Source organism: Streptomyces sp. NPDC055632 (assembly GCF_053618675.1).
The window spans coordinates 98280-125149 of record NZ_JBSHHY010000004.1 but is presented as its reverse complement, the minus strand read 5'-3'; the positions used below and the strand labels follow the sequence as shown (position 1 = coordinate 125149).

The 26870-nt window shown below is 71.2% G+C and carries 23 protein-coding genes and 5 pseudogenes; 14 read left to right on the top strand and 14 right to left on the bottom strand.

The annotated features are described in order from the left end of the window. Positions 1-22: 22 nt before the first annotated feature. The 4 genes and pseudogenes from ACWGSR_RS07905 to ACWGSR_RS07890 all read left to right on the top strand — a co-directional run bounded on the left by ACWGSR_RS07905 (position 23) and on the right by ACWGSR_RS07890 (position 3208). Positions 23-1194: pseudogene (locus ACWGSR_RS07905) on the top strand (IS110 family transposase). 47 nt (positions 1195-1241) lie between these two features. Further along, on the top strand, positions 1242-1550 hold the full coding sequence (locus ACWGSR_RS07900) for a hypothetical protein (protein ID WP_453564467.1): 309 nt from the start codon (positions 1242-1244) through the stop codon (positions 1548-1550). A gap of 1035 nt (positions 1551-2585) precedes the next feature. Continuing rightward, complete coding sequence (locus ACWGSR_RS07895) at positions 2586-2708, top strand: hypothetical protein (protein WP_453564465.1); 123 nt, start codon at positions 2586-2588, stop codon at positions 2706-2708. A 74-nt stretch (positions 2709-2782) separates the two neighbouring features. After that, positions 2783-3208 (top strand): resolvase, encoded by a 426-nt coding sequence (locus tag ACWGSR_RS07890; protein ID WP_453564462.1) that lies wholly within the window; start codon positions 2783-2785, stop codon positions 3206-3208. 234 nt (positions 3209-3442) lie between these two features. Here the strand turns inward: ACWGSR_RS07890 and ACWGSR_RS07885 are convergent, their stop codons facing one another. Beyond that, positions 3443-3778 (bottom strand): chaplin family protein, encoded by a 336-nt coding sequence (locus ACWGSR_RS07885; RefSeq protein WP_453564459.1) that lies wholly within the window; start codon positions 3776-3778, stop codon positions 3443-3445. Between the two features lie 199 nt (positions 3779-3977). Between ACWGSR_RS07885 and ACWGSR_RS07880 the strand changes: the two genes are divergently transcribed. From ACWGSR_RS07880 to ACWGSR_RS07855, 6 genes and pseudogenes are all read left to right on the top strand, one after another. Continuing rightward, a complete protein-coding gene (locus tag ACWGSR_RS07880; protein WP_453564457.1) occupies positions 3978-4313 on the top strand; it encodes a hypothetical protein in 336 nt (111 codons plus the stop codon). 301 nt (positions 4314-4614) lie between these two features. Further along, positions 4615-5427 carry a DUF4394 domain-containing protein gene (locus ACWGSR_RS07875; RefSeq protein ID WP_453564895.1) on the top strand — a complete coding sequence of 271 codons (813 nt, stop codon included), beginning with the start codon at positions 4615-4617 and terminating at the stop codon, positions 5425-5427. 510 nt (positions 5428-5937) lie between these two features. Then, positions 5938-6576: a hypothetical protein gene (locus ACWGSR_RS07870; protein ID WP_453564455.1), complete on the top strand. Its 639-nt coding sequence runs from the start codon at positions 5938-5940 to the stop codon at positions 6574-6576. Positions 6577-6731: 155 nt separating this feature from the next. Then, positions 6732-7418: a class F sortase gene (locus ACWGSR_RS07865; RefSeq protein ID WP_453564453.1), complete on the top strand. Its 687-nt coding sequence runs from the start codon at positions 6732-6734 to the stop codon at positions 7416-7418. A gap of 94 nt (positions 7419-7512) precedes the next feature. Beyond that, the gene (locus ACWGSR_RS07860; RefSeq protein WP_453564450.1) at positions 7513-7893 is read left to right on the top strand and encodes a hypothetical protein; all 381 of its coding nucleotides are present in this window, start codon (positions 7513-7515) and stop codon (positions 7891-7893) included. A 71-nt stretch (positions 7894-7964) separates the two neighbouring features. Then, a pseudogene (locus ACWGSR_RS07855) lies at positions 7965-8845 on the top strand (DUF4394 domain-containing protein). A gap of 545 nt (positions 8846-9390) precedes the next feature. On the opposite strand, the pseudogene ACWGSR_RS07850 reads toward ACWGSR_RS07855, so the two are convergent. Beyond that, positions 9391-9687, bottom strand: a pseudogene (locus ACWGSR_RS07850) (STAS domain-containing protein); the annotation flags it as partial. Between the two features lie 20 nt (positions 9688-9707). On the opposite strand from ACWGSR_RS07850, the gene ACWGSR_RS07845 reads away from it, so the two are divergent. Further along, positions 9708-9983 carry an ATP-binding protein gene (locus ACWGSR_RS07845; RefSeq protein ID WP_453564448.1) on the top strand — a complete coding sequence of 92 codons (276 nt, stop codon included), beginning with the start codon at positions 9708-9710 and terminating at the stop codon, positions 9981-9983. Positions 9984-10229: 246 nt separating this feature from the next. On the opposite strand, the gene ACWGSR_RS07840 is transcribed toward ACWGSR_RS07845, so the two are convergent. Then, a complete protein-coding gene (locus tag ACWGSR_RS07840) occupies positions 10230-10550 on the bottom strand; it encodes a hypothetical protein (RefSeq protein ID WP_453564446.1) in 321 nt (106 codons plus the stop codon). Between the two features lie 385 nt (positions 10551-10935). Between ACWGSR_RS07840 and ACWGSR_RS07835 the strand changes: the two genes are divergently transcribed. Then, complete coding sequence (locus ACWGSR_RS07835; protein WP_376239880.1) at positions 10936-11220, top strand: hypothetical protein; 285 nt, start codon at positions 10936-10938, stop codon at positions 11218-11220. A 323-nt stretch (positions 11221-11543) separates the two neighbouring features. Further along, on the top strand, positions 11544-11999 hold the full coding sequence (locus ACWGSR_RS07830; protein WP_453564444.1) for a DUF1360 domain-containing protein: 456 nt from the start codon (positions 11544-11546) through the stop codon (positions 11997-11999). A gap of 744 nt (positions 12000-12743) precedes the next feature. Here ACWGSR_RS07830 and ACWGSR_RS07825 read toward each other — a convergent pair. Continuing rightward, a pseudogene (locus ACWGSR_RS07825) lies at positions 12744-13339 on the bottom strand (transposase family protein). A 143-nt stretch (positions 13340-13482) separates the two neighbouring features. After that, the gene (locus ACWGSR_RS07820) at positions 13483-14382 is read right to left on the bottom strand and encodes a LysR family transcriptional regulator (RefSeq protein ID WP_453564442.1); all 900 of its coding nucleotides are present in this window, start codon (positions 14380-14382) and stop codon (positions 13483-13485) included. 99 nt (positions 14383-14481) lie between these two features. On the opposite strand from ACWGSR_RS07820, the gene ACWGSR_RS07815 reads away from it, so the two are divergent. After that, the gene (locus ACWGSR_RS07815; RefSeq protein ID WP_453564439.1) at positions 14482-15525 is read left to right on the top strand and encodes a zinc-dependent alcohol dehydrogenase family protein; all 1044 of its coding nucleotides are present in this window, start codon (positions 14482-14484) and stop codon (positions 15523-15525) included. A 126-nt stretch (positions 15526-15651) separates the two neighbouring features. Here the strand turns inward: ACWGSR_RS07815 and ACWGSR_RS07810 are convergent. The 9 genes and pseudogenes from ACWGSR_RS07810 to ACWGSR_RS07770 form a co-directional block, all read right to left on the bottom strand. Continuing rightward, positions 15652-15777 (bottom strand): annotated as a pseudogene (locus ACWGSR_RS07810) (IS701 family transposase); the annotation flags it as partial. Positions 15778-15919: 142 nt separating this feature from the next. After that, positions 15920-18817, bottom strand: a complete 2898-nt coding sequence (locus tag ACWGSR_RS07805) for a sigma-70 family RNA polymerase sigma factor (protein ID WP_453564436.1) — start codon at positions 18815-18817, stop codon at positions 15920-15922. Between the two features lie 569 nt (positions 18818-19386). Further along, positions 19387-20820 carry an alkaline phosphatase family protein gene (locus ACWGSR_RS07800; protein WP_453564434.1) on the bottom strand — a complete coding sequence of 478 codons (1434 nt, stop codon included), beginning with the start codon at positions 20818-20820 and terminating at the stop codon, positions 19387-19389. After that, positions 20817-21989, bottom strand: coding sequence for a metabolite traffic protein EboE (gene eboE, locus ACWGSR_RS07795; protein ID WP_453564431.1), 1173 nt, complete (start codon positions 21987-21989; stop codon positions 20817-20819). Before eboE ends, ACWGSR_RS07800 begins: the two co-directional genes overlap by 4 nt. A gap of 12 nt (positions 21990-22001) precedes the next feature. Further along, the gene (locus tag ACWGSR_RS07790) at positions 22002-22850 is read right to left on the bottom strand and encodes a TatD family hydrolase (RefSeq protein ID WP_453564428.1); all 849 of its coding nucleotides are present in this window, start codon (positions 22848-22850) and stop codon (positions 22002-22004) included. A 24-nt stretch (positions 22851-22874) separates the two neighbouring features. After that, on the bottom strand, positions 22875-23564 hold the full coding sequence (locus tag ACWGSR_RS07785; RefSeq protein ID WP_453564426.1) for an EboA domain-containing protein: 690 nt from the start codon (positions 23562-23564) through the stop codon (positions 22875-22877). Next, a complete protein-coding gene (locus ACWGSR_RS07780) occupies positions 23561-24436 on the bottom strand; it encodes a sugar phosphate isomerase/epimerase family protein (protein ID WP_376239856.1) in 876 nt (291 codons plus the stop codon). The genes ACWGSR_RS07785 and ACWGSR_RS07780 overlap by 4 nt, the downstream gene beginning before the upstream one ends. Next, entirely contained in the window at positions 24433-25638 is a 1206-nt protein-coding gene (locus ACWGSR_RS07775; protein WP_453564424.1) for an SCO3242 family prenyltransferase, read from the bottom strand. Before ACWGSR_RS07775 ends, ACWGSR_RS07780 begins: the two co-directional genes overlap by 4 nt. Then, entirely contained in the window at positions 25635-26783 is a 1149-nt protein-coding gene (locus ACWGSR_RS07770) for an inositol-3-phosphate synthase (protein ID WP_453564421.1), read from the bottom strand. Before ACWGSR_RS07770 ends, ACWGSR_RS07775 begins: the two co-directional genes overlap by 4 nt. Positions 26784-26870: the final 87 nt, after the last annotated feature.

Genomic DNA, 26870 nt, shown 5'->3' with positions numbered 1-26870 from the left:
CCCGGGAGAAGGGCCGGGATCCATGGACGTGTTCTGCGGAATCGAGTGGGCGGAGGGACACCACGACGTCGCGCTCGTGGATGACACCGGCAAGCTGCTGGCCAAGTGCCGGATCAACGGCGACCTGGACGGCTACCGGCCACTGTTCGACCTCCTGGCCGAGCACGGTGATACCGCGGAGACGCCGATCCCGGTGGCCATCGAGACCAGCCGCGGCCTGCTCGTCGCCACGCTGCGGCAGGGCCCCCGCAAGAAGTCGGACCCGGGCGACGCCCTGGTGCTGGCGAACATCATCCGCACCGACGCTCCGGTGCACCGCCCGCTGCCCGCCGACACCGACCCGGCCCAGGCCGTCGCCGTCCTGGCCCGCGCACAGCAGGACGCGGTCTGGAACCGCCAGCAGGTCGCCAACCAGCTGCGGTCCCTGCTCAGGGAGTACTTCCCGGCGATGATCGCGGCGTTCAGGGACAAGCCGGGAACCCTGATCCGCCCCGATGCCCGCCGCATCCTGGCCGTCGCGCCCACACCGGCCCTGGACGCCAAGCTGCCGATGTGGAAGCTGACCGCCATGCTCCGACGAGCCGGCCGCCGCCGGGGCATCGAAACGGATGCCGAACGAATCCAGCAGTTCTTCCGTCACGAGGCCCCTCGGCAGGTGCCTCTCGTCGAGGACGCCATGGGCAAGCAGGCGCTGGCCCTGCTGCTGCAGTCTGGACGCGGCCTGCCAGGCGGTCGACGACCTGGCGCACGCCACCGAGGAGATATTTCGGTCACACCCGGACGCGCCGATCATGCTGAGCTTCCCCGGGATCGGTCCCCAGGTCGGTGCCCGCATCCTGGGCGAGATCGGCGACGACCGGACACGGTTCGCCACGGCTGGAGGGCTGAAGGCGTAAGTGGGATCGGCCTCGATCACGCGAGCCTCGGGCAAACGCCGCTACGTCGGACGCCGATTCGTGAAGAACAATCGGCTCAACCACGTCGGCCACCTGTGGGCTTTCGCTTCCCTCAGCGGTTCATTCGGCGCGGACGCCCACTACCGGCGCAGCCGGGCAGGAGGGGACTGGCACGTGCAAGCCCTGCGGCGCCTGTTCAACCGGATGTTCGGCCAGCTTCACCACTGCCTCCTGGTACGCGTCCCCCTTCGATGAAGCGGTCGCGTTTCCCCTCCTGCTGCAGCAGGGTGATCACTGAGACATCGGCCCATGACAGGCTGTCCCTTCTGAACACGGAGGGGAGCCATGGCAGAAGTCGGTGGATGGATCAGGGAGCGCAACCTGCGGTCGTTCCTGGAGTTGCTGTCGCACTACATGGGCTACGGGTTCGATGCCACCGACTGGGAGACGGTGGCTCTGGCGGTCGAGGCGACCGACGACGAGCGGGCCGACGGCTGGTACTCGTACCCTTTGGTCGGCGAGCATCGACAGGTCGAGGTTCGGCTTGCCCGCGCTGTCGGCGGCGATGAGCTCATGGTGGCCGTGAGAGGAACTCTGACGCCCGAACTGGAAGTCCGGGCGGACACCCTGCTGGCCGCCTTTGCAGCCGGCTGACCAAGGTCGACTTGACCGGCTAGCTGCATGAGGTGTCTTTCCCACGCGACAGCCGTGGGAAGAGGAGCCGTGCTTCGGGCGACACCCCCTGACCGACCCCGTACTGGCTGACGCTCCCGAGTCGTTGAAGAGGTGTGCCTCCTGCGTCGCGTCTTTCGACCCGTGCCCGGCGTGCCTGCGCCCAGCTCCTCGCGCTGGTCTCGTGGCGCCTGCCGCGCACGAACTACGAGCCGGAGGAGTTGCTGCGGCTGGTGGGAGGCCGCCGCCCTGCACACGGCGGCGCGGCAGGTCCTGCGCCGTCTGCTCGTCCCGCCGGGCCTGTGGAAGGAAGCACGGGCCGGGTGGCGGGCCGCCCGTTCGGCCGCCGTCCTCACTCTGATCGCGGAGGCCGAGCGGGTCGCCCCGCCCCCGCCCGCCTCGTTCCCTGTCCGCCCGGCCGTTGTCCTCGCAGAGGAGAGCCGCGGCTGCGGGCGGCGAAGAGCGCTGGACTGGAGCCTTGCACCCTCCGGCACGGGCCTGGATCTCGAAGCCCCTGCTCCCGGCTTCCCGGAGGCGGCAGGGGGACGCGTCCGGCCGCGTGGACACCCTTCCCGGCTCGACGAGCCCCAAGGAGAGTTGTTCGCCGACGCCCCCGTCCTGGTCGGTCTCCTCGACGTCGGCACCGCGTCCATTCGCCTAGGAGCCGACGAGGCCCGAGCTGGAGCGGTTCTTCTTCCTGGACGGTATGGACCGGGATCTGATCGGGTGAGTGCTGCCCCGTGGCGTCATTCCTGCACTTCAGATCAGGGGTGTGACTGTTCTGGCGGTGTCTTGTCGTTGTCCGGAGGACCGTCTATACCGGTCGGACCGTCTCTCCGGGGGAGCGCCATTTTGTCCGTCTCACGCACGGCCTGCCGTCTCGCGGCAGTCACCGGAGTGATCGCCGCCGGCGCTGCCGTCTCGGCCGGGTCTGCGGCCGCCAGCGAGAACATTGTGGGCATCGGGAACGCGGCTTACGGCAACACCATGATCAACGCGCATAGGGAGGTCACGGCCGTGGCTCACACGGCCCACAGCAGCGGAGTGCTCAGCAACCTCGGCCAACTGCCCCTCGACCTGCCCCGCAACGAGGGTGTCGGCGGTCTCACCGGTGGTCTAGGCACTCCCCTGATCCTCTAGACCTGAACTGCGCCGTCCGTTTCAGCGGTTACGGCTCGAGGGCGCGGAGCCACTACCCCCGGCTTTTCCCCGATGTGGGGGAGGAGGGCGGGTACCTGGGCGGCCGGCCCATCGCCGGCCTGACCCGCGACCACTACGTCAGCCGCGACGCCATCCGTATCCCCGTCGCTGCCTTCGTGCCCGAACACATCACCAACCGCCAGGACATCCCAGCACCGGAGACCGCGGTCACCCTCGACATGCCGGGCAAGGTCGCCCGCTTCCTGCGCGCCATCGAACTGGAGCCCGTCGAGCGGACCGCACCCGGCCAGGAGGTGGCCGTACGGCGCGGCCAGGGCTACACCCTTCGCGTCACGGCCGTACCAGCGGTCCACCGCCAACTCCTCGCCCGCTGTCAGCCGCTCGACGGCACCCAAGGCATCCCAGCGATTCCGGCCCGGCGCAAGGCTTGCCACGGCTGCGAGAACCGGGTCGGCACCCTCGTGCCGCCCGGACCATGATTGTTATCACCGACAGCCGCTGTACCGACCGATGTTCCCCGAGGCCGTGGATGCCCCTTCACCGGGGGCGGGCCACGTTCGAGGAGATGCGGGACGAGATCCGCGGCCACCGGGCGAGCGATCTGTCGAAGGAGTGGACGGTCGTGGGCGAGTGGACGGACGGCCGCTGACCCCCTCGCCCCCGCGCCGTCACTGGTGGTCCGGCACTTCACCCGACAGTGCCAGGCCGATATCTCAGACGACGATGGCAAAGATCTTCACCAAAGTGTCAATGTGAAGGTCGACGACGGGCAGCGCGAGGATGTCGGCTCCGCCGCATTGGTTGAGCGGGCTGCCGAGGGGGAGTCCGGCGAGGTTGCCGTTGGCCGCTCCGGTGCCGTGGGTGGTCGTCCCGTCTGCCCGGGCACCTGTGTGGTGGTTGGCGCAGCTGGTACCGAAGGCCGGCGACAGGAAGTCGCCGACGCCTCCGGCCCAGGCCGGAGATGCTGCTTGGCCGGCTCCCAGCAGAGTCAGGGTCACGACAGTTCCGCGGGCAAGGGTGCGCGTCATCATGAACGACTCAGCGATCATGAGCGCATGCAGACACGAGCCTCTCCGAGTAACGCCTCTTCGAAGATGAAGATGTGGCCGTTCGCCGGGTTCGGACGAACCCGGGTCCGGCCCTAGCCCTTGCCTCAGCCGCTTGGCAATCGGCATGGGGAGTCGCGTCCCCAGGGAGGCAAGGGGCAACTCCTGTCGGAAAGGCCGGCTGCCCGGAACCGTGGTCGACATGCAGATCACCCACCTTCCCGGGCGCGGCCTCGTCGCCGCCGCCACCTCCTCGATCGGCGTCCGTCACGGCCGCACCCACGGCTTCGTCGCCACCGGTCTCCACCTCGACCTCCGCCGCGTCCTGCGCAACCCTGCGGATGACCCCGCGATGCGCTACCGCACCGGCCTGGACGACGTCTATGCCCACGTCCTGAAGACGCCCGGCGCCCTGACCCTGATCAACCGGACCGCCGTGCAGCTGCGCGCTCTGGCCGACGAGGTGCCCGTGAGCCCGCCTGGTCCGCCTGGTCCGCCTGGTCCGCCTCACGGTGGCGTGCCAGGGAGGCCGTCATAGGAGTGTTGCGGCTGTTGAGACGGTCGGCAGGCTCGTCTGGGAGGCGTGGGGCGGGGAGTAGGGCGTCGACACCGGCGGTGATTGCTCTGCGCATGGGCGTGGCGGTAGGACTTTTGCGGGCCGTCCGAGGGTTTGTGGCCCTTGGTACCGATCCCTGACGCATGAGGGTGTCGAAGGATCCGTGGACTCGCCTCATCGAGGGTGCGGGCCGTTCGTCGATCGGAGTTCACTCGTGCGTACTCGTCTCGTCGCGACCGCTGTCGCTGCTGCCGCGGTGGCCACTTCCCTGCTCTCGCCTGTCATGGCGTCGGCGGAGGCCGGCGGCGGCGATCCGTTCGCGCCGCAGGGCCGGGCCGCGGACCACGGCCTGATCAGCGTGGGTCTGACCTCGGACCAGCGCCTGGTCGGTTTCGACGTCCGCGACCCCGCCGGCACCTGGTCGTTCGGCAGGGTCACCGGCCTCAAGGGCGACGGCAAGCTGGTGGGGATCGACTTCCGCGTCCAGAACGGCAAGCTGTACGGCGTCGGTGACAAGGGCGGCATCTACACCCTCAGTGACAAGGCTGCGGCGGTGAAGGTCTCGCAGCTGACCGTCGCCCTGAAGGGCAAGTACTTCGGCGTCGACTTCAACCCCGCCGCCAACCGCCTGCGGGTCATCAGCGACACCGGCCAGAACCTGCGCCACAACATCGACGACCCGGCCGCCCCCAGGACCACCACCGCCGACGGCACCCTCACCAACCCCACCACACCGCCGTCGACGGCCCTGGGCGTCACCGGCGCGGCGTACACCAACAACGACCTCGACGCGGCGACCGCGACCACGCTGTTCGACATCGACACCACCAACGACCGCGTCTCCCTGCAGTCCCCGGCCAACGCCGGCACCCTCGCCCCGACCGGCGGCCTCGGTGTGAACGCCGGCCCCTGGGCCGGGTTCGACATCTACTACAAGCCCTCCAACGGGACCAACCGCGGCTTCGCGGCCCTGACGACCGATGGCAAGCAGCGCTTCTACCAGATCAACGTCCTCACCGGCCGCGCCGACCTCATTGGCGCCTTCCCCACGGACCGCCAGGTCGTCGACGTCGCCCTCCCGCTCAACCAGCACTGACCACCGCAGACGCCGGCGGCGGGCCGCTCCGGCCCACCGCCGGTCCACCCCGCACCCGGGTATCCGACGACGGCTGGCAGAGCACTTCCGTGCCCGGTCTCGAGGTACGCCGCGAACCGGGAAGGCCCGAGACACGGCTGTTGGGCTGGCAGGGAATGCTGCCGCCCTCACTGCTCTGCTGCCTCCAGGACGCACCACCCGCGCCGACGCGACAGGTCGTCCTGAAAGTCTGCGGCATTGCGCCGATGCGCTGAAGGACAGCGTCCGACCAGCATTCGGCTGGCCTCATCGGGCGGTCCTTCCAGGCACCCATCGATGTCATGGCGAGGCGGTACGCAGCGCCCCGGACGTATTGCTGACGCCCTTTCGGCTCTACAGGACCATGCCGGCTTCCCGGATGCACTACCTCAAGTGGCATCTGTACAAGCGGCGGCCGACGGTGGGCCATGTCGCCGCGTCTGAAGAGCTGACAGCAAGTCGGCCGGCGCAGCGTACGGAAGGAAGCCATCGATGCGCTCTGCCCGCATTCTCTTCGCCGCCACCGCCACCGTCGCAGCTCTGGCAATCACCACGCCCGGCGCGTACGCACTCGCCACCGGCGACGACTGGTCCAAGGACGACTCCACCCACAGCCAGAAGCGCGACCACGACAAGCCGCACGGCGGCATGCACACCGGCTCCGGTGCCCTGTCCCTCCTCGGCGACAGCCGGTCCATGGACGAGCAGAACAAGAAGGACCACGAGAAGGACGAGGAGCACAAGAAGGACCACGAGAAGGACGAGCAGAACAAGAAGGACCACGAGAAGGACGAGCAGAACAAGAAGGACCACGAGAAGGACGAGCAGAACAAGAAGGACCACGACAAGCCGCACGGCGGCGTGCACACCGGCGGCGGCGCGCTCACCGCGGTGAACGCCGATGACTGGTCCAAGCCGGAGACCGAGACCAAGCCCGAGTCCAAGCCTGAGACGAAGGACCACGAGAAGGACCAGGGCAAGGAGCACGACAAGCCCAAGGGCGGCATGCACACCGGTGGTGGCGGCCTGGCGGGCACGGGCACGAACGTGACCGGCGCCGTGGTGCTGGCCGGCGGAGCGGCCGCGTTCGTCCTCTACCGGCGCAAGAAGGCCGCAGGCGCGACGGCGTGACACCCGGCCGGACGCGGGAGCCCTCTTCCAGGCCTCCCGTGTCCGGCATCGTCCGCTTCTGATCCGCCCCTCGACTCTGTGCTCTGAGTGCGCGAAAGGTGTCCCTGGTGAAGACCCGGCCAGATCCCGCAGTAGCGAGAGGGTCTCGGCGTGCCGTGCGGTGGGTCGTACCCACGGTGTTCTGGACGCTGGTGCTGATCGTGCTCCTGGCCGTCTTCGGCCCGCGCATGTTCCCGCACGACGCGACCGTGCCGCTCGGTCCTGCGGCTTCCTCCGCAGCCGAACATGCTCCGGCAGCCGCACCGCAGCCCGCCGTACCGCCCGTCCCGGACCTCTCGCGCCAGGCTTCGCCGAGCAGTGCCCCGCCGGCCGGCCCTGCCATGCCGCGGTCGGCTCCCGTGCGCCTGAGGATTCCCAGGATCGGGGTCGACGCGCCGTTCACCGACCTGCAGATCGGGCCTTCCGGGGCTCTCGAGGCGCCTCCGGCCGATGACACCAATCTGGTCGGCTGGCACACCTCGGGCACCTCTCCCGGGGAACAGGGCACCGCTTTGATCGCCGGCCACCTCGACACCGCCACCGCCCCGGCCGTCTTCGCCCGCCTCAGCGAACTCGACACCGGAGACACCTTCGAGGTCGCACGCGCCGATGGCACCACCGCCGTCTTTCTCGTCGAGTCCGTGGAAAGCTTCCACAAGAACAATTTCCCCGACCGACGTGTCTACGACGACACCCCCGCCGCCCTCGTACGCTTGATCACCTGCGCGGGCGCCTACGACCGCACGGCGAAGGACTACACCGAGAACCTCGTCGTCTTCGCCCACCTGCAACCCACCGGCTGACACGGCGGACATCAACAGGGCGACCAGGTCCGGCAGCAGTGAACGCCAGCAGACCGGTCCGGTGATCCCGGCGAGGGAATGAGAGCCGGTAATGATGTTGTGGCAGCAAGTGCTGGCCGCGCTCCACGACCCCGACGCCACCCACCGCGAGCAGCTCCTCGCCGTCGGCGCCGCCGCGCTCGCCCACGCCCGCCGCACCGATGACCACCCCGCCGACGCAGAGACGGTATGCCGCATCGCACTGGAGGAACTCGGCATCCTCCTGGATGCCGCCACCGCTACGACGGCCCTGACCAGGCACCGGGCTCCGAGCGGGAGAGCACACGAAGTCCCCGTCCCGGAAGAGACCCGGCCCCTCGACCACGCGGTCCCCGGGAGGCGTAGCTGCAAGCCATGGACGCGACCTCGTCAGGAAAAGCTCCAAGAGTTCTCACCCGACGGCGGTCACCCGGTTGACCGCCGTGACGAGATGTGACCGGGTGGGCGTGTTTGTGTCACAGGGTGACGCCCGGCGTTCGGCCCGGGCCTGCTTTTCGAGAGATCCCCATGCACGCAGCCATACTCGCCCCTGCCCTGGCGCTCACCCTGGCCCTGCCCGTCGTGGCGGTGGCCACAGCGCAGGGGAAGCACCAAGGCGGTCTTCAGGTCGTCGGTCTGACCGCCGACCAGCAGCTCGTCGGTTTCTCCGAGCACGACCCCTCCCCGCCCCGTTCCCGCGGCCGCGTCCACGGCCTCGCAGGAGACGGCAAGCTCGTCGGGATCGCCTACCGCGTGCAGAACGGCAAGCTGTACGGCGCCTGCGACAAGGGCGGCAGCTACACCCTCGACAGCCGCGCGAAGGCCACCAAGGTCTCCAGCTGACCGTGGCGCTGAAGGGCACGCACTTCGGTGTCGACTTCAACCCCGCCGCCAACCGGCTGCGCGTGATCAGCGACACCGGCCAGAACCTGCGCCACAACATCGACGACCCGGCCGCCCCGAAGACCACCACCACCGACGGCGCGCTGACCAACCCGGCCGCGCCGCCCCCGCCATCCCCACCCCGCCCGTGGGGTGACCGCCGCCGCGTACACCAACAACGATCTCGACCCCCGCAGGCCGGCAGGTCTTCGACATCGCCCTGCCCCTGGACCAGGGCCACTCCGGTCCGCGCGGCGGCATGGACACCGGCAGCGGGGCACTGGCCACCATCCTCAAGTAGAACCGACCATTCCCGGTCTGCGCCCGGTTCGCACGGGCGGACCGCAACGGCGACCGCCCCGAACCAGACGGTGCGGCCCATCAGGAAGCACGAAGATCCGCCGAGACTGAGCCTTCCGCGAGTTCGTCGTGCTCCCGCGCGCCGCACGAGGCCGCGCCATTGTGCGGAAAGCGGGCCACGCTTGGAGATGACCCGGACGGTCCAGATCGCGTCGAGCCGAGGGTGACCACGACGATGCGGCCCACGCCCGCCACCGGCGTACGGCGCAGCGGAGGCGCAGCACCCTCCTGCCTTGAGCCGGAACCGGTCTTCACCACGCTCGCGAAGCAGCGGGAAGCAGAAGGACATCTCGTCTGGGTCACGCCTGCGGCGTCCATCGGCTACGCGGTACGGATCTTCCGGCGCGGCACACAGGCCAGGACGATGACGAGGGGCGCCCGCCCGCTGCCGGTGCCGCAACAGCGCGGGTAAGGCACACCCTCTGAGCCTGGGTTCGATCAGTAGCCGGCACCCGGGAGGCGAGCACAGGGAGTTCTTGCGGTGACCGGCTCCCCTGCTCGTCGCTGGACGAGCCGGAGTCGGCGCAGCCCGCCCTGCCCGGCCTTCTTGTCGGGCAGGGCGAGAGCACGTATGCCAGGGCCGCCCCGAAGACGGAGCGGCCGCCGTCGTGCGGCTTCGCTGCCGGGGGAGAGTCAACCGGTATGAACGGTGACGAGCGTGCGCTGTGCGACCGGGGCTACGGCCGCGTTCCCGGCAGCTGGTACGCATGACGGTGGTGCTGGCTCCGGCCAGGCGCAGCCGGCCGCCCGCCTTGGTGAGGGTGTGGTGGGCGGCGATGAGGATGTTGATGCCGCTGGAGTCCATGAAGGTCACCTGCCGCATGTCGGCCACGACCCGGGGAGACGAGCCGTCGGGAACGGCCAAGGCATGGCGCAGGATGTCGCCAGTGGTGTGATCGATCTCCCCGGTCAGGGAGACGACGTGGATGTCCCCAGAGGCGGTGGCCGTGACCGTGACCGTGACCGTGACCGACAGACGGACAGGCCTTTCGGCCTTCCCGGTCTCCATCACTTCTCTTCCAACAGCCGGTGGTCAGCGAGCTGGTCACCAACGCCCGCAAGTACGCACCCGGCCCGGCTGTGCTGGACCTGGGCATCACCGGCGACACGGTGGAGATTGCCGTGCGTGACTCCGCTCCGGTCCTGTCGGTGGCCCGGGCCGCGGACGCCGGTCGCATCGGCCGGCACGGTCTGGAAATCGTCATGACCGTGGCCCGAACCTTCGAGGTACGGTGCGAGGCGGCCGGCAGACGCATCACCGCCCGCCTCGCCCTGGCCGACGACCCCAGCGACATCCTCACCTGACACCACAGACCGGGGCCCACGGGCACGCGCGCCACAGCAAAGGTGCGGTCGCCCGAACCACCGGGCGACCGCACCTTCCCACCCACCTTCACGCCGGTGCTGATTCCTGTGCAGGCCGCAGCGACGCGAGCAGGTGAACGCCGGGCCTTCCCGGCCATACGCGAGCCGGCCCTTGATGGTCTTCGGAACACGGCGTGACGGGCGTGCCGAAGACGGCGGTACAGGGGCCGCTCGCCAGTGTGCGGGTCAGAAGTCGATGCAGACCGGGCCCTGGTTGACGTTGACCAGGCCGACCTGGGTGACGGCAGCGTTGCAGTTGAAGTTCACGTCACCACCGTCACCGCCCTTGTTCTCGTCCTCTTCGTAGAGGGAACCGAAGTCGATGCAGACCGGGCCCTGGTTGACGTTCACCGCGCCGACCTGTGTGGTGAAGTCGTTGCACTGCCCGTAGGACGACGGCTCCTCGCCCCGCCCGGAGTGGTCGTCGGCCGAGGCGATGCCGGGACCGGCCATCACCGCGGCAGCGGTCAGGGCAACTGCGGCGAAGGTCTTGCGGAAAGACAGCATGATCTTTCTCCAGAAAGTGGAGGACATGGACACAGCAGACTCCACCAGCGCTTGCTTCCGCCCGCATGCCGGGATACGCCACTTGGACCGCAGGACGCCCCGACGTGCTCCCGTGACCTGGCCCCGGTGGCGGCGACGGCGTGACCTGGCCCCGGTGGCGGCGACGGCCTGGGGCGCGGCGTTGCACTGCTCGAGAGGGGTTTGTGAATGGGACCGGTGCTGTCGTAAGCGGATCCGCGGGACAGGACTCGGCCGAGTGGACGCCTCACCTGGCGGGTGCTGCCGGGCACCCTGAGTCTGAGTCCAGCAGCCCACGGCCGTACGGACATCCATGTCCCCCACGCCGGCTGCCCGCACCCGCATCCCCCACGCGAGGAGAGCCATCATGCCCAGAGCTACTACGACCAAGGTGCCCCAGCCCGTCACGGACGACAGCATCAAGGTGCGCCAGCTCAGCCACTACCAGTTCAGTTGGGTCGCCGGTGAGCCCGCCGCCCGGGGCACCCTCACCCTGCAGCTCGTCCTGGACGAAGGCGCCTGGGAGGAGGTGCTGACCGTCGACGCCGACGACGCCGACGTACTTCAGGACCTCCTGCGCAGCACGCCGACCGTGCACTACGACGTCAGCCGCCGGACCCTGATGTTCGGTGTCACCGCCGTCGGCACCTGAGCAGGCGTCGCCTGCCCGTCACCGCAGGATTCCTGGGTGACCCTTGGTGGTGGATGGCCCGCCCATCGTATTGGGTGGGCCTTCGTCCGGTGCTTCGGCCGCCGCCACAGCGATCACCTGTAGGACAGGGGGACGGGGCGCCGCGGCCTTCTGGTCGTGTCTGCCTTGATGCGCGGCGCTGGCGTCGTCCTGCGAGTCGGCGCCTGGTTCTCGGCGGTGGTGCTCGACGCGGTTCCCGGACGGCGGAAGGCGACGGGCACCCTGATCGGAGTGGGGCTCGGCGGAGAGATCGGCGGTCACCTGGCTTACCGGCCGTGTTCCGGTTGAGCGGACTGCTCGGCAAGGGGTCCGTCACCGGCCCGCTCCGGGCGCCGTTCACACGGTACGAGTCGGCGTCGGGCCCTGCCGAGGTGAGCGAGAGCCCTCGCGGGGACGGTGTCAGGTCGACCGCGGGTGAGCTGGTCACCTGTCCGTTCCGCCTGAGCGTCCGGCTGACGGCCACCTTCATCGGTGCGCATGGAAGGGAACACGTGATGGTCGGCGAGGCGTTGTCGCGTGAACTGCTGGCGGCGGAGGACGACGCTGCCTCGGTCCTGTTGGAGGGCGGAGCGCAACTGGCCGGGCCCGCCACCCGTGACAGCGACGCCTTCCGTGGCGCGGCGGCCCTGTTGACCCGGGCGGAATCGGTGGACCGGCTGGGCATCTCGACACCGGACCCGAGCGAAGTGACGCGGCTGGCGACGATGTTGAACGACGTGGTCGGCAAGCTCGGTGCCTGAACGCCTTCGTACGGATGTCGTACGGGTCCTTCCGCACCGGGACCCCTCAGAAGGGGCGCTCTGCGTGCCGTCCGGCTCGTGACCCCGCGTACGCGGCGGGACGCAGTGACCGAAGGCGGCCAACGGGGTGAAAACCGGGCAGGAAGGCGAGGTAGGGATCGAACGCGCCGCCTTCCGGCAAGGACTGAGGCAGCCCTCCATGGAGAGTGAGCCGAGCCAGGGGACTCCGGTTCCGGGTCTTCCCGAAACAGAGCTGGAAGATCACGGGCCGTCGGATCACGGCGGTGCTCACCGATGCGGGACGGCACGTCCCATTGATCCCGGTGGTCGGGTACGACGAGAGGCCCCGCGATGACCACCCCCCCGGGATGCAGGGCGGGCCCGTCGCCACGGCGACGGGCGGCGGTTCGTGCCGTGCGGAAGGCGGCGCGGTCGAGGAGGTCCATACGACCGTCCGTTCCTGGTGCCGACCGCAGTGCGGGCGGGTTCGACACCATCGTCCAGGAAAAGGGCTCGGAGGGAGCGAGGACACGGGGTGCCTCCCGACGGACGACCTCGCTGGCGATTCCCTATGGAGCGATCATTCGCAATTCCTCATTGGCAGCCGAGTCGTCGTGGGGCGCCGGGCGGCCGATCACTGGAAGCCACACGCGGCAGAGCCTTTTGAACCACACCCGGCACCCCTGGGTGGGAGAACCATACGAAAGGCCCGCCCTGTCCCGCCGCACAACGTAGGGAGCCTTTTCAGATCCGACGCTCCAGGGTGAGGACCGCTGCGGCGGTGGCCGTCATGCCATCGGGGCTCCAGTGGGACCGGAGGAAGATGCGCCAGGACTTCAGTCGCGCGATGCTTCGTTCGACCGGTGCTCGCGTCACTGACAGGACCCGGTCGACTGCCTGCCGGATCGTGGCGAGGGCCCGGCAGGGGGAAGCCGTCTGATCGGTGTGGTCACCCAGAGGCCGGTGCCGATGCAGGCGCGGTCGGCGAGGACGGGGACGCCCTGCCGGCTGTCGCCGACACGGTCGCACTCGGCGAGCGTGACGGCGAGCAGGACATGATCTGGATCGGTCTCGCGCAGGACCCGTAGCAGCCCAGGCGCCCTTCGGGGCAGGTGGCCGATGACGGCCGTGACGTAGGCGTGGGCGGTGCCGACGGACGTGTCGAAGCCGGCGGCGATCCGCGCGAGCGTGTCGTGCCGGCGAAGGCGGACCGGGCCGACGAGAGCGCGCCGGTGGAGCGGGAGCTTGCAGCGTCGGTCACCCTCACGGGTGACGGTGAGCACGGTCATCCACTCGGCCGGGGCACGGGGCAGTTCGAGCGCGGCAGAACAGGAAACCAACGAGGCTCCTGTGCGGATGAGTTGAGACGCCGAATCCCTCTCGACGGCGCAGGAGCCTCGTGTGTTTCGGTCCGTCATCCCGTCACCCGATCAGCGGCCACTCCGAAAGAGCTCGGTCACTCGGATTCTCGCGTGGGCCGTCGTCACACGGCAGCACGAAGTGCGGCGAGACAGGCGGAGATCGCCGGTTCTCGGTCTGTCCCGTGCCTGATCGCAGTCTCGACGGTGCGTGTGAGAGAGCTGTCTGTCACCGGCCGCGCCATCATCGTAGGAGGGAGGTGACCTGCGGCCATACGCGGAATGAGGGTCGTGTGACCACCACTGGCGGCAAGAGCGATCATGGCAGAGAAGTCGGTACAGGTATGACGGATCTGCGGAGTGAAACCGGCCGACCGGCAGGCTCGAAGGACGGCGTCCCCGCAGTCCGTTTGCGGCGGGGCGGTGATCCATTGAGTGTCGGCCAGATCTCGCAGATCGATGGGCATTCCCTTTGGGCGCACCGCTGGGTGGTCTGTCGGCAGGATGGCGACGAGCGGATCGGTCAGCAGGGTGCAGGTCTCGACGCCGGCGTACGGGGGCATGGCCAGATTGGCATAGCGATAGAGGAGGGCGACGTCGACACGTCGCTGCAGCAGGAGTCTGAGGGCCGCTTCGGGTTCCGCTTCGGTGAGGTGCAATTGCAGGTTCGCGTAGTCGCTCTCCAAGCTGGCGCTGAGCGGGACGGCGAGCGGCACGAGAACGCTGGGAAAGCACGCGATACGGAGGGGGCCGGTCGGCTCTCCCGTGCCGGCGTGCAGTCTGTCTTGAGCGCGTTCGAGCGCGGTGAGCACATGCCCGGTGTCCTCGACGAGCCTGTGCCCGGCGGCAGTGAGGTGGACGGAACGGCCGGTGCGCTCGAGCAGCCCGATCCCTGTCTCGTCTTCGAGCAGCCGCAGCTGCTGCGAGACGGCTGAGGGTGTGACGCGGTGCAGCTCGGCCACAGCGGTCACCGTGCCGAGCGCAGCCAGGTCACGCAGGAGGACAAGCCGTCGAACATCGAGCATAAGCTCACCTTAAAGTAGTGCTGTAGTAGATGTAGCTGGACACAATGGCATGGATACAGCGACCCTGAATGGCCCAGCCCCATGAAAAAGGAGAGTTCCGTGCGCGCCACCGTGATCCACGGCCCCAACGACATCCGGATCGAGCAGGCGCCGGACCCGGTTGTGCGGAGGCCTACCGACGCTGTCGTACGAGTGGTGAACGCCTGCATCTGCGGCAGCGACCTGTGGGCGTATCGGGGCGTGGCTTCACGGGTAGCGGGTCAGCGGATTGGCCACGAGTTCATCGGCCTCGTCGAGGAGGTCGGCTCTGAGGTGACCGGCTTCACCCGCGGGGACTTCGTGGTCGCTCCGTTTGTCTGGTCCGACGGCACCTGCGACTACTGCCGCGAGGGCTTGCACACCTCTTGCCCCGAGGGCGGCTTCTGGGGCGAGGTCGGCTCCGACGGAGGTCAGGGCGAGGCCGTCCGCGTCCCTCACGCTGACGGCACCCTGGTCAAACTGCCCAAAGAGGCGGCCACCGAGGAGAAATTTCTGCCCAGTCTGCTCGCGCTCTCCGACGTGATGAGCACCGGCCACCACGCCGCCGTCGCAGCAAGGACCCGCCCCGGTACCACGGTCGCCGTGGTGGGCGATGGTGCGGTCGGCTTGTGCGGAGTGCTCGCCGCCCACCGCCTCGGCGCTGACCGAATCATCGCACTGGGGCGCCACGAGCAGCGCACCGCGATCGCTCGCACCTTCGGCGCCACCGACGTGGTGGCAGAGCGCGGCGAGGCCGCCGTCGAAGCGGTCAGGGAGCTGACCGGTGGTTTTGGTGCGCACGCCGTCCTGGAGGCTGTCGGCACCGAAGAAGCGATGCGCACCGCAATCTCGATCGCCCGTGACGGCGGTGCGGTCGGATACGTCGGCGTGCCGCACGGCGGAAGCGCCGGCGTGGACATCCCCCAGATGTTCGACCGAAACGTGACACTGAGCGGCGGCGTCGCCCCTGCCCGCGCCTACATCCCTGAGCTCTTGCCCGATGTGCTCTCCGGCGCCATCAACCCGGGCCTGGTCTTTGACCGTACCGTCGATCTCGACGGGGTGCCGGACGGCTACCGCGCCATGCACGACCGCGAAGCACTGAAAGTACGGATCGCCTTCTAGCGTTGTTTTCCCGCAACTGCGACCACGAGGGAGTCGTACTTGCGGGATGCTCAGTGCTCCAGGAGCGGACTGTGGCCCGAAGCGGTTCTTCGCCGGTAGTGGCAGTGCCTGGCGGTGGCTTGTCGGTGCGGCCTGGCAGCGTCCACGGTCGGACGTCCAGGCCGTCGGCAGGTACGACTCTCGGTCCACCACAGCCCGTCCACGCCCCATCGCGTAAGCGGCGAACACTCCGGCCTGACAGTTGTCGCACCGTCATCACGACGAGGGTGTGGTCGGCATCGCCGTTCTGTCGGCAAGGTGTGACCAGGCCGAGGCCGGCAAGTCCGGCCTCGGCTCCCTCGCCACGACGAGGGCCCGGGCCGTCCCCGACAGTCCCGGGGACGGCCCGGACGTGTCAAGAACGCCTGCGCCGCGCGAGCACGAGCAGGCCGGCCCCGGTGACCAGGACGCTCGCGGCGATACCCAGCAACAGCACCGGGTCGGTCCCGCCGGTCTGCGCCAGCGGTTCGCTCTCTCCGTGGGCCGTGAGGCCGGAGCCGTCGCCGCCGGTCGCGCCGGTTTTCGCGTCCTTGCCGCCGGCCGCATCCGCACCGGTCTCCGTGCCCGCGCCTTCGACCGCGTCCGTACCGGCCGAGGGGCCCGCGTTCGTTTCACCGGACGGTTCGCCGGCGCCCGCGTTCGGGCTCTCCTGCTCCGGTGCCGACGAGTCACCGCCACTCGTGGAGGCTCCGAAGCTGTACGCGCCTCGGTCCGGTGCGCCGCCCTTGCGGATCGCCCCGGTGAAGTCGGTGGTCATGGCCGGGAACGGGGTGCCGGAGCCGATGGCGGGTGAGCCCTTGGTGAGCCGGAAGTCCGCGTTCGGGTTCTTGCCGGGGGCGGTGAACTTCGGGTCGGCGATGATGTCGTGCGGGCCTTTGGTCTCGGGCGCCCTGCCGCCGAAGTAGACGTTGTAGTCGTACGTGACGTTCACGTTGTGGGACTTGCTGTTGGTGGCCTGGCCCGGGCGGCCGTAGGCGATGTTGTTGAGGAGCCGTACGTCGGTGCTGTCGTGGGCGAAGATGTTGGCGTAGGGAGTTTTGATGCGGGTGCTGCGGCCGTTGAGGTAGGCCGTGTTGTGGACGATGTCGACGTGCTGGCTCTTGTAGGCGTGGATACCTGAACCGCCGTTGTCGTAACTGATGTTGTTGGCGACCAGAACGCGTCCGTTGTAGGCGGGCCTGCCGCGCCCGGGGTCGCCCTTCGTCGTGTCGACGATGATGCCGTTGCCGTCGGAGTAGCAGCGGCAGCCTTCCCACTTGACCTTGGTCTCGTTGTCGTGGACGCGGTTGCCGGTGATGCGGATCTTGTACGGCTGGGAACCGCCGCCGTCGGTGTCGCGGGGAGTGAGGACGGAGATGCCGCTGGTGCCGTAGACGGTGAACCAGCCGTTGGAGTGGACGTGGTTGCCGATGATGTCGACGTGGTCGGCCTCGACCGCGGAGATCCCGCCGCCCGCGCAGCCGTGCACCAGGTTGCCGATGATGTCGATGTGGTGGGGGAACGTGCCGGACTCCCGGTTCTTCTCCACGGATATGCAGTTGGTGTTGTACGTGGGGTCGGTCTTGCTCGACGAGCGTTCGGCGTCGGCCAGGGACAGGGCGGCGTTGTTGCCCTTGACCTCCAGGTTCTTGATGACGATGTGGGACGCGCCGTAGACGCTGATGCCGTTCCAGGCCGTCTTGGGGTTCAGGACCGGCCGGTGGCCGGGGTACGCCGTGAAGGTGATGGGAGCTCCCGGGCGTCCCGAGCGTTTGACGGTCAGCACGTTGGAGCCCTTGCGGGGCTCGGTGTAGGTGCCGTTCATGACGGCGACGACATCGCCGGGGCCGGCGGTGTCCGCGGCCTTCTGAAGGGTGCGGAACGGCGATCCGGCCGACGTGCCGGGGTTGGAGTCGCTGCCGCCGGGGCTCACGAAATAGGTCGGGGCGGGGGTCTTCACGGGTAGGGACGTGCGCAGGACGCGCGCGGCGACGGGGGACGGGGCGGGGGTACGGCTCCCCGCGGGGGCGGTCGGCTCGGGGCCGGGCGGGGTGGCGCTCCTGGGCGCGGTGGAGGCGGGCGTCTCCGCCATCGTCGATGGGCTTACCCGGGAGGCCGCATTCCGTGCGCCGGCGGGGGACTCAGCCCCCGACGGGACCATGACGAGGCCGGTCACAACGAGCGCGGCCACCCCGGCGGCGACGGTCGCGCCCGTCGCCTTGGCGGAGAGCCCGCCGAGCACGCCGTGGTCGCCACGCGGGCGGCCGGTCGCGCGACGGCTGTGCCCGCGGGGCGCCGGCCGGTGAGCGGTGTGCCGGACGGGCGCGGCCGGGTGGGGAAGGCCCCCGGTGCCTGCGACACCGGCTTCGGCAAGGTCGTTCGTGCCCAGGCCCGGCTCGCCGAGGGCGTTCGCCGGACTCCCCGCCTCACTGAGTGCCGACTGCTCCGCCGGGCCGGGCCACCCCGTCGCCCCGGCCGCCCCGAGATCTCCCGTGCGATCCGGCACGAGCAGGGGCAGGCCCGCGAGCAGCCGCTCGGGCGGGACCAGGCGGCCGGCGGGATGACCGCACGGCTCGCAGGAGCGCAGGTGCCGGGCGATCCGTTTGCGCAGCAGGGGGCTGGGAATCGGGTCGCCCGGGCCGGCGAGCTCGGTCAGCTCCGCGCAGCGCGGGAGGCGGGACAGTGCTCGCACGACCGTCCGCGCCACGTCCAGTTGGGCCTTCATCCGCTGCACCTGGACCGCCAAGTGGGCCGCCGGAAGGTTCATGGCCACCGCGATGTCTTTCCGGGACAGCCGTCCGCACGCCTCCAGCCACCACAGCGACAGCAGGTCGCGGTGCGACGGGTCGAGCCACGTGGTGGCCGCGGCGACCTGCCGCTGCTCGGCGGAGAGCGACTGCCGCAGCAGGAAAAGGGTCGTGAAGTCGGTTTCCGGCGCGTGCCGTTCGTCGGCGTGCTCCAGTGTCGTCAGCCGGCCGGATCGCGCCCGACGCCGGGCGTCGGTGAGCTGGCGGACCGCGATGGCCACCAGCCACGAGCGGAACTTCGCCGCGTCCCGCAGGTCCGGCAGTGCGCGGATCACCGCGACCATGGTGTCCTGCACGATGTCGTCGACGTCGAGGTCGGTCTCCGCCGCCCGCCCGACCACGTTGTAGACCAGCGGCAGGGCGCCCGCGGTGAGCCGTTCGACCGCTCTGGTGTCCCCGTCGCGGGCCGCCTCCACCGTGCGGCGGTCCGGAAACGTGTCGGTCCCGTCGGACCTGTCATGTCGCATGCGATACATCCTCGGACAGAAGCAGGTATGGCTGCTCTGGTGGGCGGTTGTCGCACTAGTAGACGAGCAGGGGCCCCGGGCATAACACTTTCCGTTCCGGTAGTCGGCGATCGTGCCGAGGAACGCGTCCCCGGTCGCTGCCGCCTGATCGCTCACCCGGAGCCGGGCAGGGCCTGCTGTCACCCGACGGCGTGTCCGGCGGCGCGGGCGGATCCCGAGGCAACGCCGTCGGGTCCGCGCAGAACCTTTTGTGCCGATCACGACGATGTGCTTGGCGAGCGTGGTGGCCGGGACGGGTGCCTGGCCCGCAACCGACAGGATGGTGTCGGCGACAACGGTCGCCGGGTCGCCGCCGGGGAGGCGGGACTTGCGACACACACCCTACGAGCTCGTGCACGGCAAGAATCACCGCAGGTCAGCGCTTTACGTCTTCGCAGAGCCCGAGGCGTTGACCTCCGCGGACGGAGCGACGGCTCCTGTCGTGCACGAGCTCGCCGGATGCTGAGGGCGCGTGCTCCGTCGTCCGGTGTGAGGGGCGCGGCGACACGAGCCCCGTCGAAGCGCCCTGCTCAGTGGGGAGCTGGAGTCGCCGCGCTCGTCTCCGCCCCGGCGAGGCGCAGGAGCAGGGACTTCACGTCGACGGCCTCGATCCGGCCGTCCACGGCTCCGGGGAGGGAGCACACGAGGAGCGGGCCCTCCTCCTCGTGCGCGGGGAGGAGTCCGTGGCTGCCGCGCAGGGGAGAGGGGTCGAGCGGGACGACCGCGAGTCGGTAGCGCATACCGAGCTTCTTGCGGGTGATCTCCCTGGCCGCCCTAATCCTCACGTAGGGGTCGGACGGGTCCATGAGGAGTTCGGCGGGGTCGTAGCCCGGCTTGCGGTGGATTTCGACGAGCTGCGCGAAGTCGGGGGCTCGGGCGTCGTCGAGCCAGTAGTAGTACGTGAACCAGGCGTCGGGTTCGGCGAGGGCGACCAGTTCCCCCGAGCGCGGGTGGTCGAGGCCGTGCTCCTTCTTGCCCTCGTCGTCGAGGAGCCGCGCGAGTCCGGGGAGGTCCGCGAGCGCCTCCCGGACGGCCGGGAGGTCTGCGGGGCGCCGGACGTAGACGTGCGCGACCTGGTGGTCGGCCACGGCGAAGGCCCGGGACGTCATGGGGTCCAGGTACTCCATGCCGTCCTGGGCGTGGACCTCCAGGAGACCCGCCCGGCGCAGGGCGCGGTTGATGTCGACCGGCCGCTCCACCCGGGTGATGCCGTACTCGGAGAGGGCCACGACCGTGCGGCCCTCCGAGCGGGCGTCCGCGAGGAGCGGTCCGAGGACGGCGTCGAGCTCGGCGGCGGCCCGGTGGGAGCGCGGGTCGTCGGGGCCGTAGCGCTGGAGGTCGTAGTCGAGGTGCGGGAGGTAGCAGAGGGTCAGGTCGGGACGCCGGGTGCGCATGATGTGCCGGGTGGCCTCGGCGATCCACCGGCTGGAGGTGATGTCGGCTCCCGGACCCCAGAAGTGGAAGAGGGGGAAGGTGCCGAACTTCTCGGTGAGCTCGTCGTGGAGGGCCGGCGGACGGGTGTAGCAGTCGGGTTCCTTGCGGCCGTCGGCGTAGTAGACGGGGCGGGGGGTGACGATGATGTCGGTGTCGGCGCCCATGGCGTACCACCAGCAGATGTTGGCGACGGTGTAGCCGGGGTGGACGCGGCGGGCGGCGTCCCAGAGCCGGTCGCCGGAGACGAGGCCGTTGTGCTGGCGCCACAGCAGGACGTCGCCGAGGTCCCGGAAGTACCAGCCGTTGCCGACGACGCCGTGCTCCGACGGGAGGGTGCCGGTCAGGAAGGTGGTCTGGGCGGTGCAGGTGACGGCCGGCAGGACGGTGGTCAGCGGTGCCCGGGAACCGGCGGCGGCGAGCGCCCTCAGGTTCGGCATGTGTTCCAGGAGCCGGGGGGTGAGGCCGACGACGTCCAGGACGAGGAGCGGAGTGGGACGCGGGGGGACGGAGGAACCGGTCGTGTCGGTCATGGCAGTTCCTTGAGGCCGAGGTCGGTCAGGAGGTCGCGTGCCAGGGAGAGTTCGGCGGCGATGCCGTCGGCGAGCTGGGCGCGGGTGAGGGGCCGCAGCTCGGGCGGGAGCGCCTGCCAGGTGTAGGTCTCGACCTCCAGGTGACGCGTGCGGGGGGCGGGACCGCCCACCAGCAGGGCCAGGGTCTCCTCGACCACCCCGAGCGTGGAGGCCAGCGGCGGCGCGGGCCGCGCGTGCAGGGGGACGTGGAAGTGGGAGCGCCAGGGACCCGTGCGCGGGAGGGTCCCTCCCGCGAGGGCCTCGTCGAGGTCGTCGGTCCCGTGCAGTACGCCGGCGGTGACGGTACGGGTCTGGTGGAGGAATCGGGGCTCGGCGAAGGCGGCCAGCGCCTCGCGCACGGCGGGCAGGTGCGGGTGGTCGGCGTGCAGGGCGGCGGACAGCTGGGCCTTGGGAACGGTGACGCCCGCCGCCTCCAGGACGGACAGCGCGGTGGCCGGGTCCTCGAAGGAGGTGGCGAGGTGGCAGGTGTCGACGCAGACGCCGACGCGGTGCGGCGCGCCGACGGCGCTGAGGGGGCCGATGGCGTCGGCGGTGGTCTCGACGGCGCAACCGGGCTCGGGTTCGAGGGCGACTCGGATCGACTTTCCCGTCAGCTCCTCCAGGACGTCGAGGCGTTCGGCGAGGACGGCGAGGGCGTCCCGCGCGGTCGAGCTCCCGGACGGACCGAACCCCCGGCGCCACGCGAGCGGCAGGGTGGAGATCGTCCCCTCGTCGACGTCGGCGGGCAGGAGGGCGGCGAGGAGGCGGGCGAGATCGGTCGTGTACGCGAGGCGCTCGGGCTCGGTCCAGTCCGGCCGGTACACCCGGTGCTTGACCTCGTCCCGGCCGAAGCCCTCGTAGGGGAAGCCGTTGAGGGTGACGACCTCGAGACCGCGGCGGTCCAGCTCGGCCCGCAGGCCGCGCAGCGCCGCCGGGTCGTCCGTCAGGGTGCGGGACGCGGCCCTCGCCAGCCACAGGCCGATGCCCAGCCGGTCGCGCCCCAGCCGCCGGCGGACGGGCTCGCAGTGGTCGCGGAGCTGGGCGAGGACCCCGTCGAGGGTCTCGGCGGGGTGGACGTTGGTGCAGTACGACAGATGGACGACGGACCCGTCGGGATGCCGGAAGCGCATCGCCGTCCCCTCTCATTCCCCGCCGCGGAGAACGGAGTTCCCCTCGTGCAGTCCCCGTGGCGGCGGCACGTCGAGCCGGAGGCGGCCGCTGAGCCCGTAGAAGGCGACCGGGTTGCGCCACAGCACCCGATCCACGTCGTCCTCGTCGAACCCGGCGGCGAGCATCGCCTCGCCGACCCGGCGGGTCTTCAGCGGATCGCTCCTCCCCCAGTCCGCCGCCGAGTTGACCAGCACCCTCTCGGTGCCGTGGTCCCTCAGGACCGCGACCGTCCGGTCCTCGTCCATCTTCGTGTCCGGATAGACGGAGAAGCCGAGCCAGCAGCCGCTCTCCCGGGCCTCCCGGACCGTCGTCTCGTTGAGGTGGTCGAGGAGGACGCGCTCGGGAGGGAGGGCGGACTCGCGCACCACGTCGATCGTGCGGCGCAGTCCGGCGAGCTTGTCCCGGTGGGGCGTGTGGACCAGCGCCGGCAGCCCGTGGTCGGCGGCGAGCTGGAGCTGCGCGGCCAGGGCGGTGTCCTCGGCGGGCGTCATGGAGTCGTAGCCGATCTCGCCGACGGCGACGACACCGTCCTTGGCGAGGTACCGGGGCAGGACGTCGAGGACGGGGGCGCAACGGGTGTCGTTGGCCTCCTTGGGGTTGAGGGCCAGGGCGCAGTGGTGGGCGATGCCGTACTGGGCGGCCCGGTGGGGCTCCCAGCCCAGGAGGGCGTCGAAGTAGTCGAGGAAACTGGCGGGGGAAGTGCGCGGCTGGCCGAGCCAGAAGGACGGCTCGACCAGGGCGCGTACACCGGCGGCGTGCATGGCCTCGTAGTCGTCGGTGGTGCGGGAGGTCATGTGGATGTGCGGGTCGAAGATGCGCATCGGGACTCCTCGGGCTGCGGAGGGCTACGGACGCGCCTGGGCCGTCAGGGCGAGCACGCGCTCCAGGTCGTGGGGGACGTCGCGGCCGGCGGCGGTGCGTTCGGCGGCGTGGTCGGCGAGCATGCGGGCGAGCGTGGCGTCGCCGCGGGCGCGACGCCCCAGCCCCGCGACCACGTCGACGGGGACGTGGACGAAGAGGCACTTGAGGACGGCGTGCCGCCAGGCCTGCTGATCGAGGTGGGCGGCCGCGTAGGGACCGACGGCCGCGGCGACGAGCGTGGTGTCGTTGGTGCGCAGCGCGTCGGTGACGAGGGGAAGCGCCTCGGGACCGCCGACGAGGTGCGGCAGCGCGTGGAGCACGGCCCGGCGCTCGGCGGCGCTGCCCCGGTGGTAGAGGAAGGCGAGGGTCTCCGGGCCGGGGCGGGCCTCGGTGAGGAGGAGGACGCGCACGGCATCGGCGTGCTCGTGGCCGCAGTGGCGGCCCGCGGCGGCGAAGCGCGCCTCCCAGGCGGGACCGGTGCCGGTGGAGGTGGTGATCGGCTCCGTACGGGCGGAGGCTGCGTCCGGACCGGTACGGCGGTGGTCCGCGTCCGGACCCGTACCGGCGGCTTCGGTCAGCGCGTCGTCCAGCCACGCGCGGGCGGTGGCGGTGAGGCGCGCGTCGAGGGCGGTGCGCGAGACGGCCGGGGCGTCGGGGGAGGGGGTGACGGTCACGCGACCGGGTCTCCTTCCGGGGTCCGGGAGCGGAGGAAGGCGAGGGAGGTGCGGGCGAGTTCGGGGCCCGCGTGGGAGTGGCGCGGGAGTTCGACCACGGTGAGCCCCCGGTAGCCGGTGGAGGCGAGGGCGTCGAGCACCGGGGGAAAGTCGATCTCGCCGTCGCCGAACGGCAGGTGCTCGTGGACGCCGCGCCGCATGTCCTCGATCTGGACGTGACGCAGCCAGGGCGCGGCGGCGCGGACGCAGGCGGCGGGCGACAGCGGTTCCAGGCACTGGCAGTGGCCGATGTCGAGGGTGAGACCGAGGGGCGCGGGGTCCCCCAGGGCGGCGCGCAGGCGGTGGAAGTCGTCGAGCGTGGCGAGCAGGTGGCCCGGCTCGGGTTCAATCGCGAGGGGGACGCCCGCGGCCGCGGCGGCCTCGACGACCGGACCGAGGGCTTCCGCGAGGCGTTCCCAGGCGGTGTCCGGGGCGGTGCCGGGCGGGGCGGTGCCGCTGAAGCAGTGCACGGCGTGGGCCCCGAGGTCCGCGGCGGTGCGCACCGCGGTGATCAGCAGCCGGCGGCGGAGGGCGCGGTCGTCCGGGTCGGGGTCGAGGAGGGAGGGCCCGTGTTTGCGGCGGGGGTCGAGGACGTAGCGGGCGCCGGTCTCGACGGTGACGGCCAGGCCGAGCTCACCGAGCCGGCGGGCCACGCGCGCCGTGCGGGCGGCCAGGTCGGGGGCGAGGGGGTCGAGGTGCATGTGGTCGAGGGTGAGGCCGACACCGTCGTAGCCGAGGCCGGCGAGGAGCGCGAGGGCGTCGTCGAGCCGGAGGTCGGTCAGACCGTTGGTTCCGTAGCCGTAGCGGAGGGTGGCCGTGCGGGATCCGTTCACGTGGGGCTGACCTTTCGCGCGAGACGGCGGGCCAGGGGGGCGAGGCCCAGGAGGGCGAGTCCGCCGACGGGTGCCCCGGACCGGGACATGAGGGCCGCCTGCAGGGGGATCATCGCCCGGAGTCCGCCGACGACGGCGTGCCGGGTGAGCGGCTGGGACGGGTTCAGGGCCGCGTCGAGGAGGGGACGGGCGGTGGTGCGGAAGTAGACGGCGGCCAGGAGCGGGGTGACGCGCTCCACCGCGGAACGGTCGGGGAGGCGGCGGGGCGCGGCCGGTGGCTTTCGCCGCGCGCCGGGACGGTACGGGTCCGGACGGGGCGAGGCGGTGAGGGCACCGAGGACCGCCGCGGCGGCGAGTGCGCCCAGGGGCGCGGTCGTGGAACCGCCGTGGACCTCGTGCCGGGACACCGCGGTGACGGCGTAGGTGTGCGCCGCGAGCACCGCCGCCGCGGGGAGGGCGGAGAGCGGGAAGGCGGTGGGCACGGGAACGCCGAGCGGTGGTGCTGCGAGGGGGAGGGCGGTGCGGAGCGGGGCGGTGAGCGGCGGGGACGCCGTACGGCGGAAGCCGCCCCCTGCCCTGCCGGCGGGTGCGCCCGGCGTCCCCCTCCGGGCGGTCGACACCGTCGCCGTGGCACCGAGGAGGAGGTCGAGGCCGCGGGCCGCGGCCATGACGGCCGGACCGGCGGCCGTGTGCTTGAGCCGGAGGTCGTACGCCCAGACCGTCGCGGCCAGGACCGCGGCGACCGCCAAGGGGGGCCGCCCCGCACGGGCCGCGAGGGCGAGTCCGGCGGCGGTCAGCACACCGGCCGCGCCCAGGGCCGCCCCGGGGCTCACGCGGCCGGAGGGGACGGGGCGGTGGGGACGCTCGGCGGCGTCCTCGTACCGGTCCGCCCAGTCGTTGAGCGCCATGCCCGCCTCGTAGAGGCACAGCGAGGAGCCGATGGCCCAGACGGTGCCGCCACCGGGCCGCGCACCCGCGGCCGCGGCTCCGGCGAGGGCGTCGCCGGGGACGCCGGGCAGGGCCGAGACGCGCAGGAGCTCGCTCCAGGCCCTCAGCTTCCCCCGGGCCGACGCGACCCCGCGCGCGGCGGCGGATTCGTGCGCGGGGACGGACCGCGTCCCCGTCCCGTGCCCGGTGGCCTCCGTCGTGGCCGGACCGCCCGCGCGGGAGGGGACGGAACGGAGGAACAGGGAGCGGATCATCCGGCCTCCCGGAGACGGTCGGCGAAGGAGAGGAGCGCGCCGAACTGCTCGGACAGACCCGCCGGCCCGCCGTCCGGGTCCTTGAAGTAGAAGCCGAGTTCGGGGCGGGGCCCGGCGAGGCCCGCTTCGTGGGCACGGGCGACGAGCCGCGCCAGGTCCAGGACCAGGGGAGCGGCGAGGGCCGAGTCGCACCCCTGCCAGATCGTCTGGAGGACGGCCCGGGAGCCGAGGAAGCCGTCGAAGGCGATGTGGTCCCAGGCGGTCTTCCACTCGCCGAGGGCGGGGACGTCGTCGATGTGGACGTCGCCCTCGACACCGGCGCCGAGCGTCTCGGTGAGGACGCGCTCCTTCCCGGCGTTCTTGGCCGCGGCCGCCGCCGGATCGGCCAGGGCCGCTCCGTCCCCGCCCCCCAGCAGGTTGGTGCCGGACCACGCCCGGACGGCCAGGGCCCGCTGGACGAACATCGGGGCGAGGACGGACCGCAGGAGCGTCTGGCCCGTCTTGCCGTCACGGCCCGCGTGGGGCAGGCCGCTCGCCTCGGCGGCGGCCGTGAGCGCGGGGGCGCGCAGCCCGGTCGAGGGCGTGAAGTTGACGTACGGACAGCCGGCGCGCAGCGCCGCGGCGGCGTACAGGGAGCTGGGCGGCAGACGCGTGGCGTCCGGTCCCGGCAGCGGCTCGGTGGAGGACACGTTGACGACGACGACCCGCGCCAGCGCGTGACGCGAACGGAAGGCGGTCAGGTCGTCGGCGAAGCCGGTGATCAGATCCTCCTCGGTGCGCGTGTCCCCGGCGAGCGGTCCGCCCGGCCGTATCTCCCCGTCCGCCGCGGCCAGTTCGGAATGGACGGCCCGGGCGAGACCGGCGGGCAGCACCCCGGCCCCGGTGAGGTCCTCGGCGCGTTTGGGCAGGGGACAGTCGGCGGTGTCGTGGCCGCCGAAGACGAGCGATGCCAGCGGAGGCAGCCCCGTCCCCGCGAACGGCGGCGTCTCGGTGACCATCCCGGTCGGCGGGTACAGCCCCGCGGTGACGGCCGCGCATCCGGCGACGGCGGTGGTCGCCACCGATCCGCGCGCCCCCACGAACCAGACCCCGGTGCGTGCCCGCCGGTCGTGGACCGTTCTCCCCGTCGCGTTCCCGTGGTGCACTGACTGCCTCCCTGCCGTGTCGGTGGTGCGGGTGTCGGTGTGGGTGGGGAAGACGGCGGGCGGGGGGTACGACGCCTCCCCGCCCGC

Excerpts from the sequence above, each read along its gene's own strand:
- ACWGSR_RS07900 (WP_453564467.1), top strand. The coding sequence starts at position 1,242 with ATGGCAGAAGTCGGTGGATGGATCAGGGAGCGCAACCTGCGGTCGTTC.
- ACWGSR_RS07885 (WP_453564459.1), bottom strand. The coding sequence starts at position 3,778 with ATGATCGCTGAGTCGTTCATGATGACGCGCACCCTTGCCCGCGGAACT.
- ACWGSR_RS07880 (WP_453564457.1), top strand. The coding sequence starts at position 3,978 with ATGCAGATCACCCACCTTCCCGGGCGCGGCCTCGTCGCCGCCGCCACC.
- ACWGSR_RS07875 (WP_453564895.1), top strand. The coding sequence starts at position 4,615 with ATGGCGTCGGCGGAGGCCGGCGGCGGCGATCCGTTCGCGCCGCAGGGC.
- ACWGSR_RS07870 (WP_453564455.1), top strand. The coding sequence starts at position 5,938 with ATGCGCTCTGCCCGCATTCTCTTCGCCGCCACCGCCACCGTCGCAGCT.
- ACWGSR_RS07860 (WP_453564450.1), top strand. The coding sequence starts at position 7,513 with ATGTTGTGGCAGCAAGTGCTGGCCGCGCTCCACGACCCCGACGCCACC.
- ACWGSR_RS07840 (WP_453564446.1), bottom strand. The coding sequence starts at position 10,550 with ATGCTGTCTTTCCGCAAGACCTTCGCCGCAGTTGCCCTGACCGCTGCC.
- ACWGSR_RS07835 (WP_376239880.1), top strand. The coding sequence starts at position 10,936 with ATGCCCAGAGCTACTACGACCAAGGTGCCCCAGCCCGTCACGGACGAC.
- ACWGSR_RS07820 (WP_453564442.1), bottom strand. The coding sequence starts at position 14,382 with ATGCTCGATGTTCGACGGCTTGTCCTCCTGCGTGACCTGGCTGCGCTC.
- ACWGSR_RS07805 (WP_453564436.1), bottom strand. The coding sequence starts at position 18,817 with ATGCGACATGACAGGTCCGACGGGACCGACACGTTTCCGGACCGCCGC.
- ACWGSR_RS07800 (WP_453564434.1), bottom strand. The coding sequence starts at position 20,820 with ATGACCGACACGACCGGTTCCTCCGTCCCCCCGCGTCCCACTCCGCTC.
- eboE (WP_453564431.1), bottom strand. The coding sequence starts at position 21,989 with ATGCGCTTCCGGCATCCCGACGGGTCCGTCGTCCATCTGTCGTACTGC.
- ACWGSR_RS07790 (WP_453564428.1), bottom strand. The coding sequence starts at position 22,850 with ATGCGCATCTTCGACCCGCACATCCACATGACCTCCCGCACCACCGAC.
- ACWGSR_RS07775 (WP_453564424.1), bottom strand. The coding sequence starts at position 25,638 with ATGATCCGCTCCCTGTTCCTCCGTTCCGTCCCCTCCCGCGCGGGCGGT.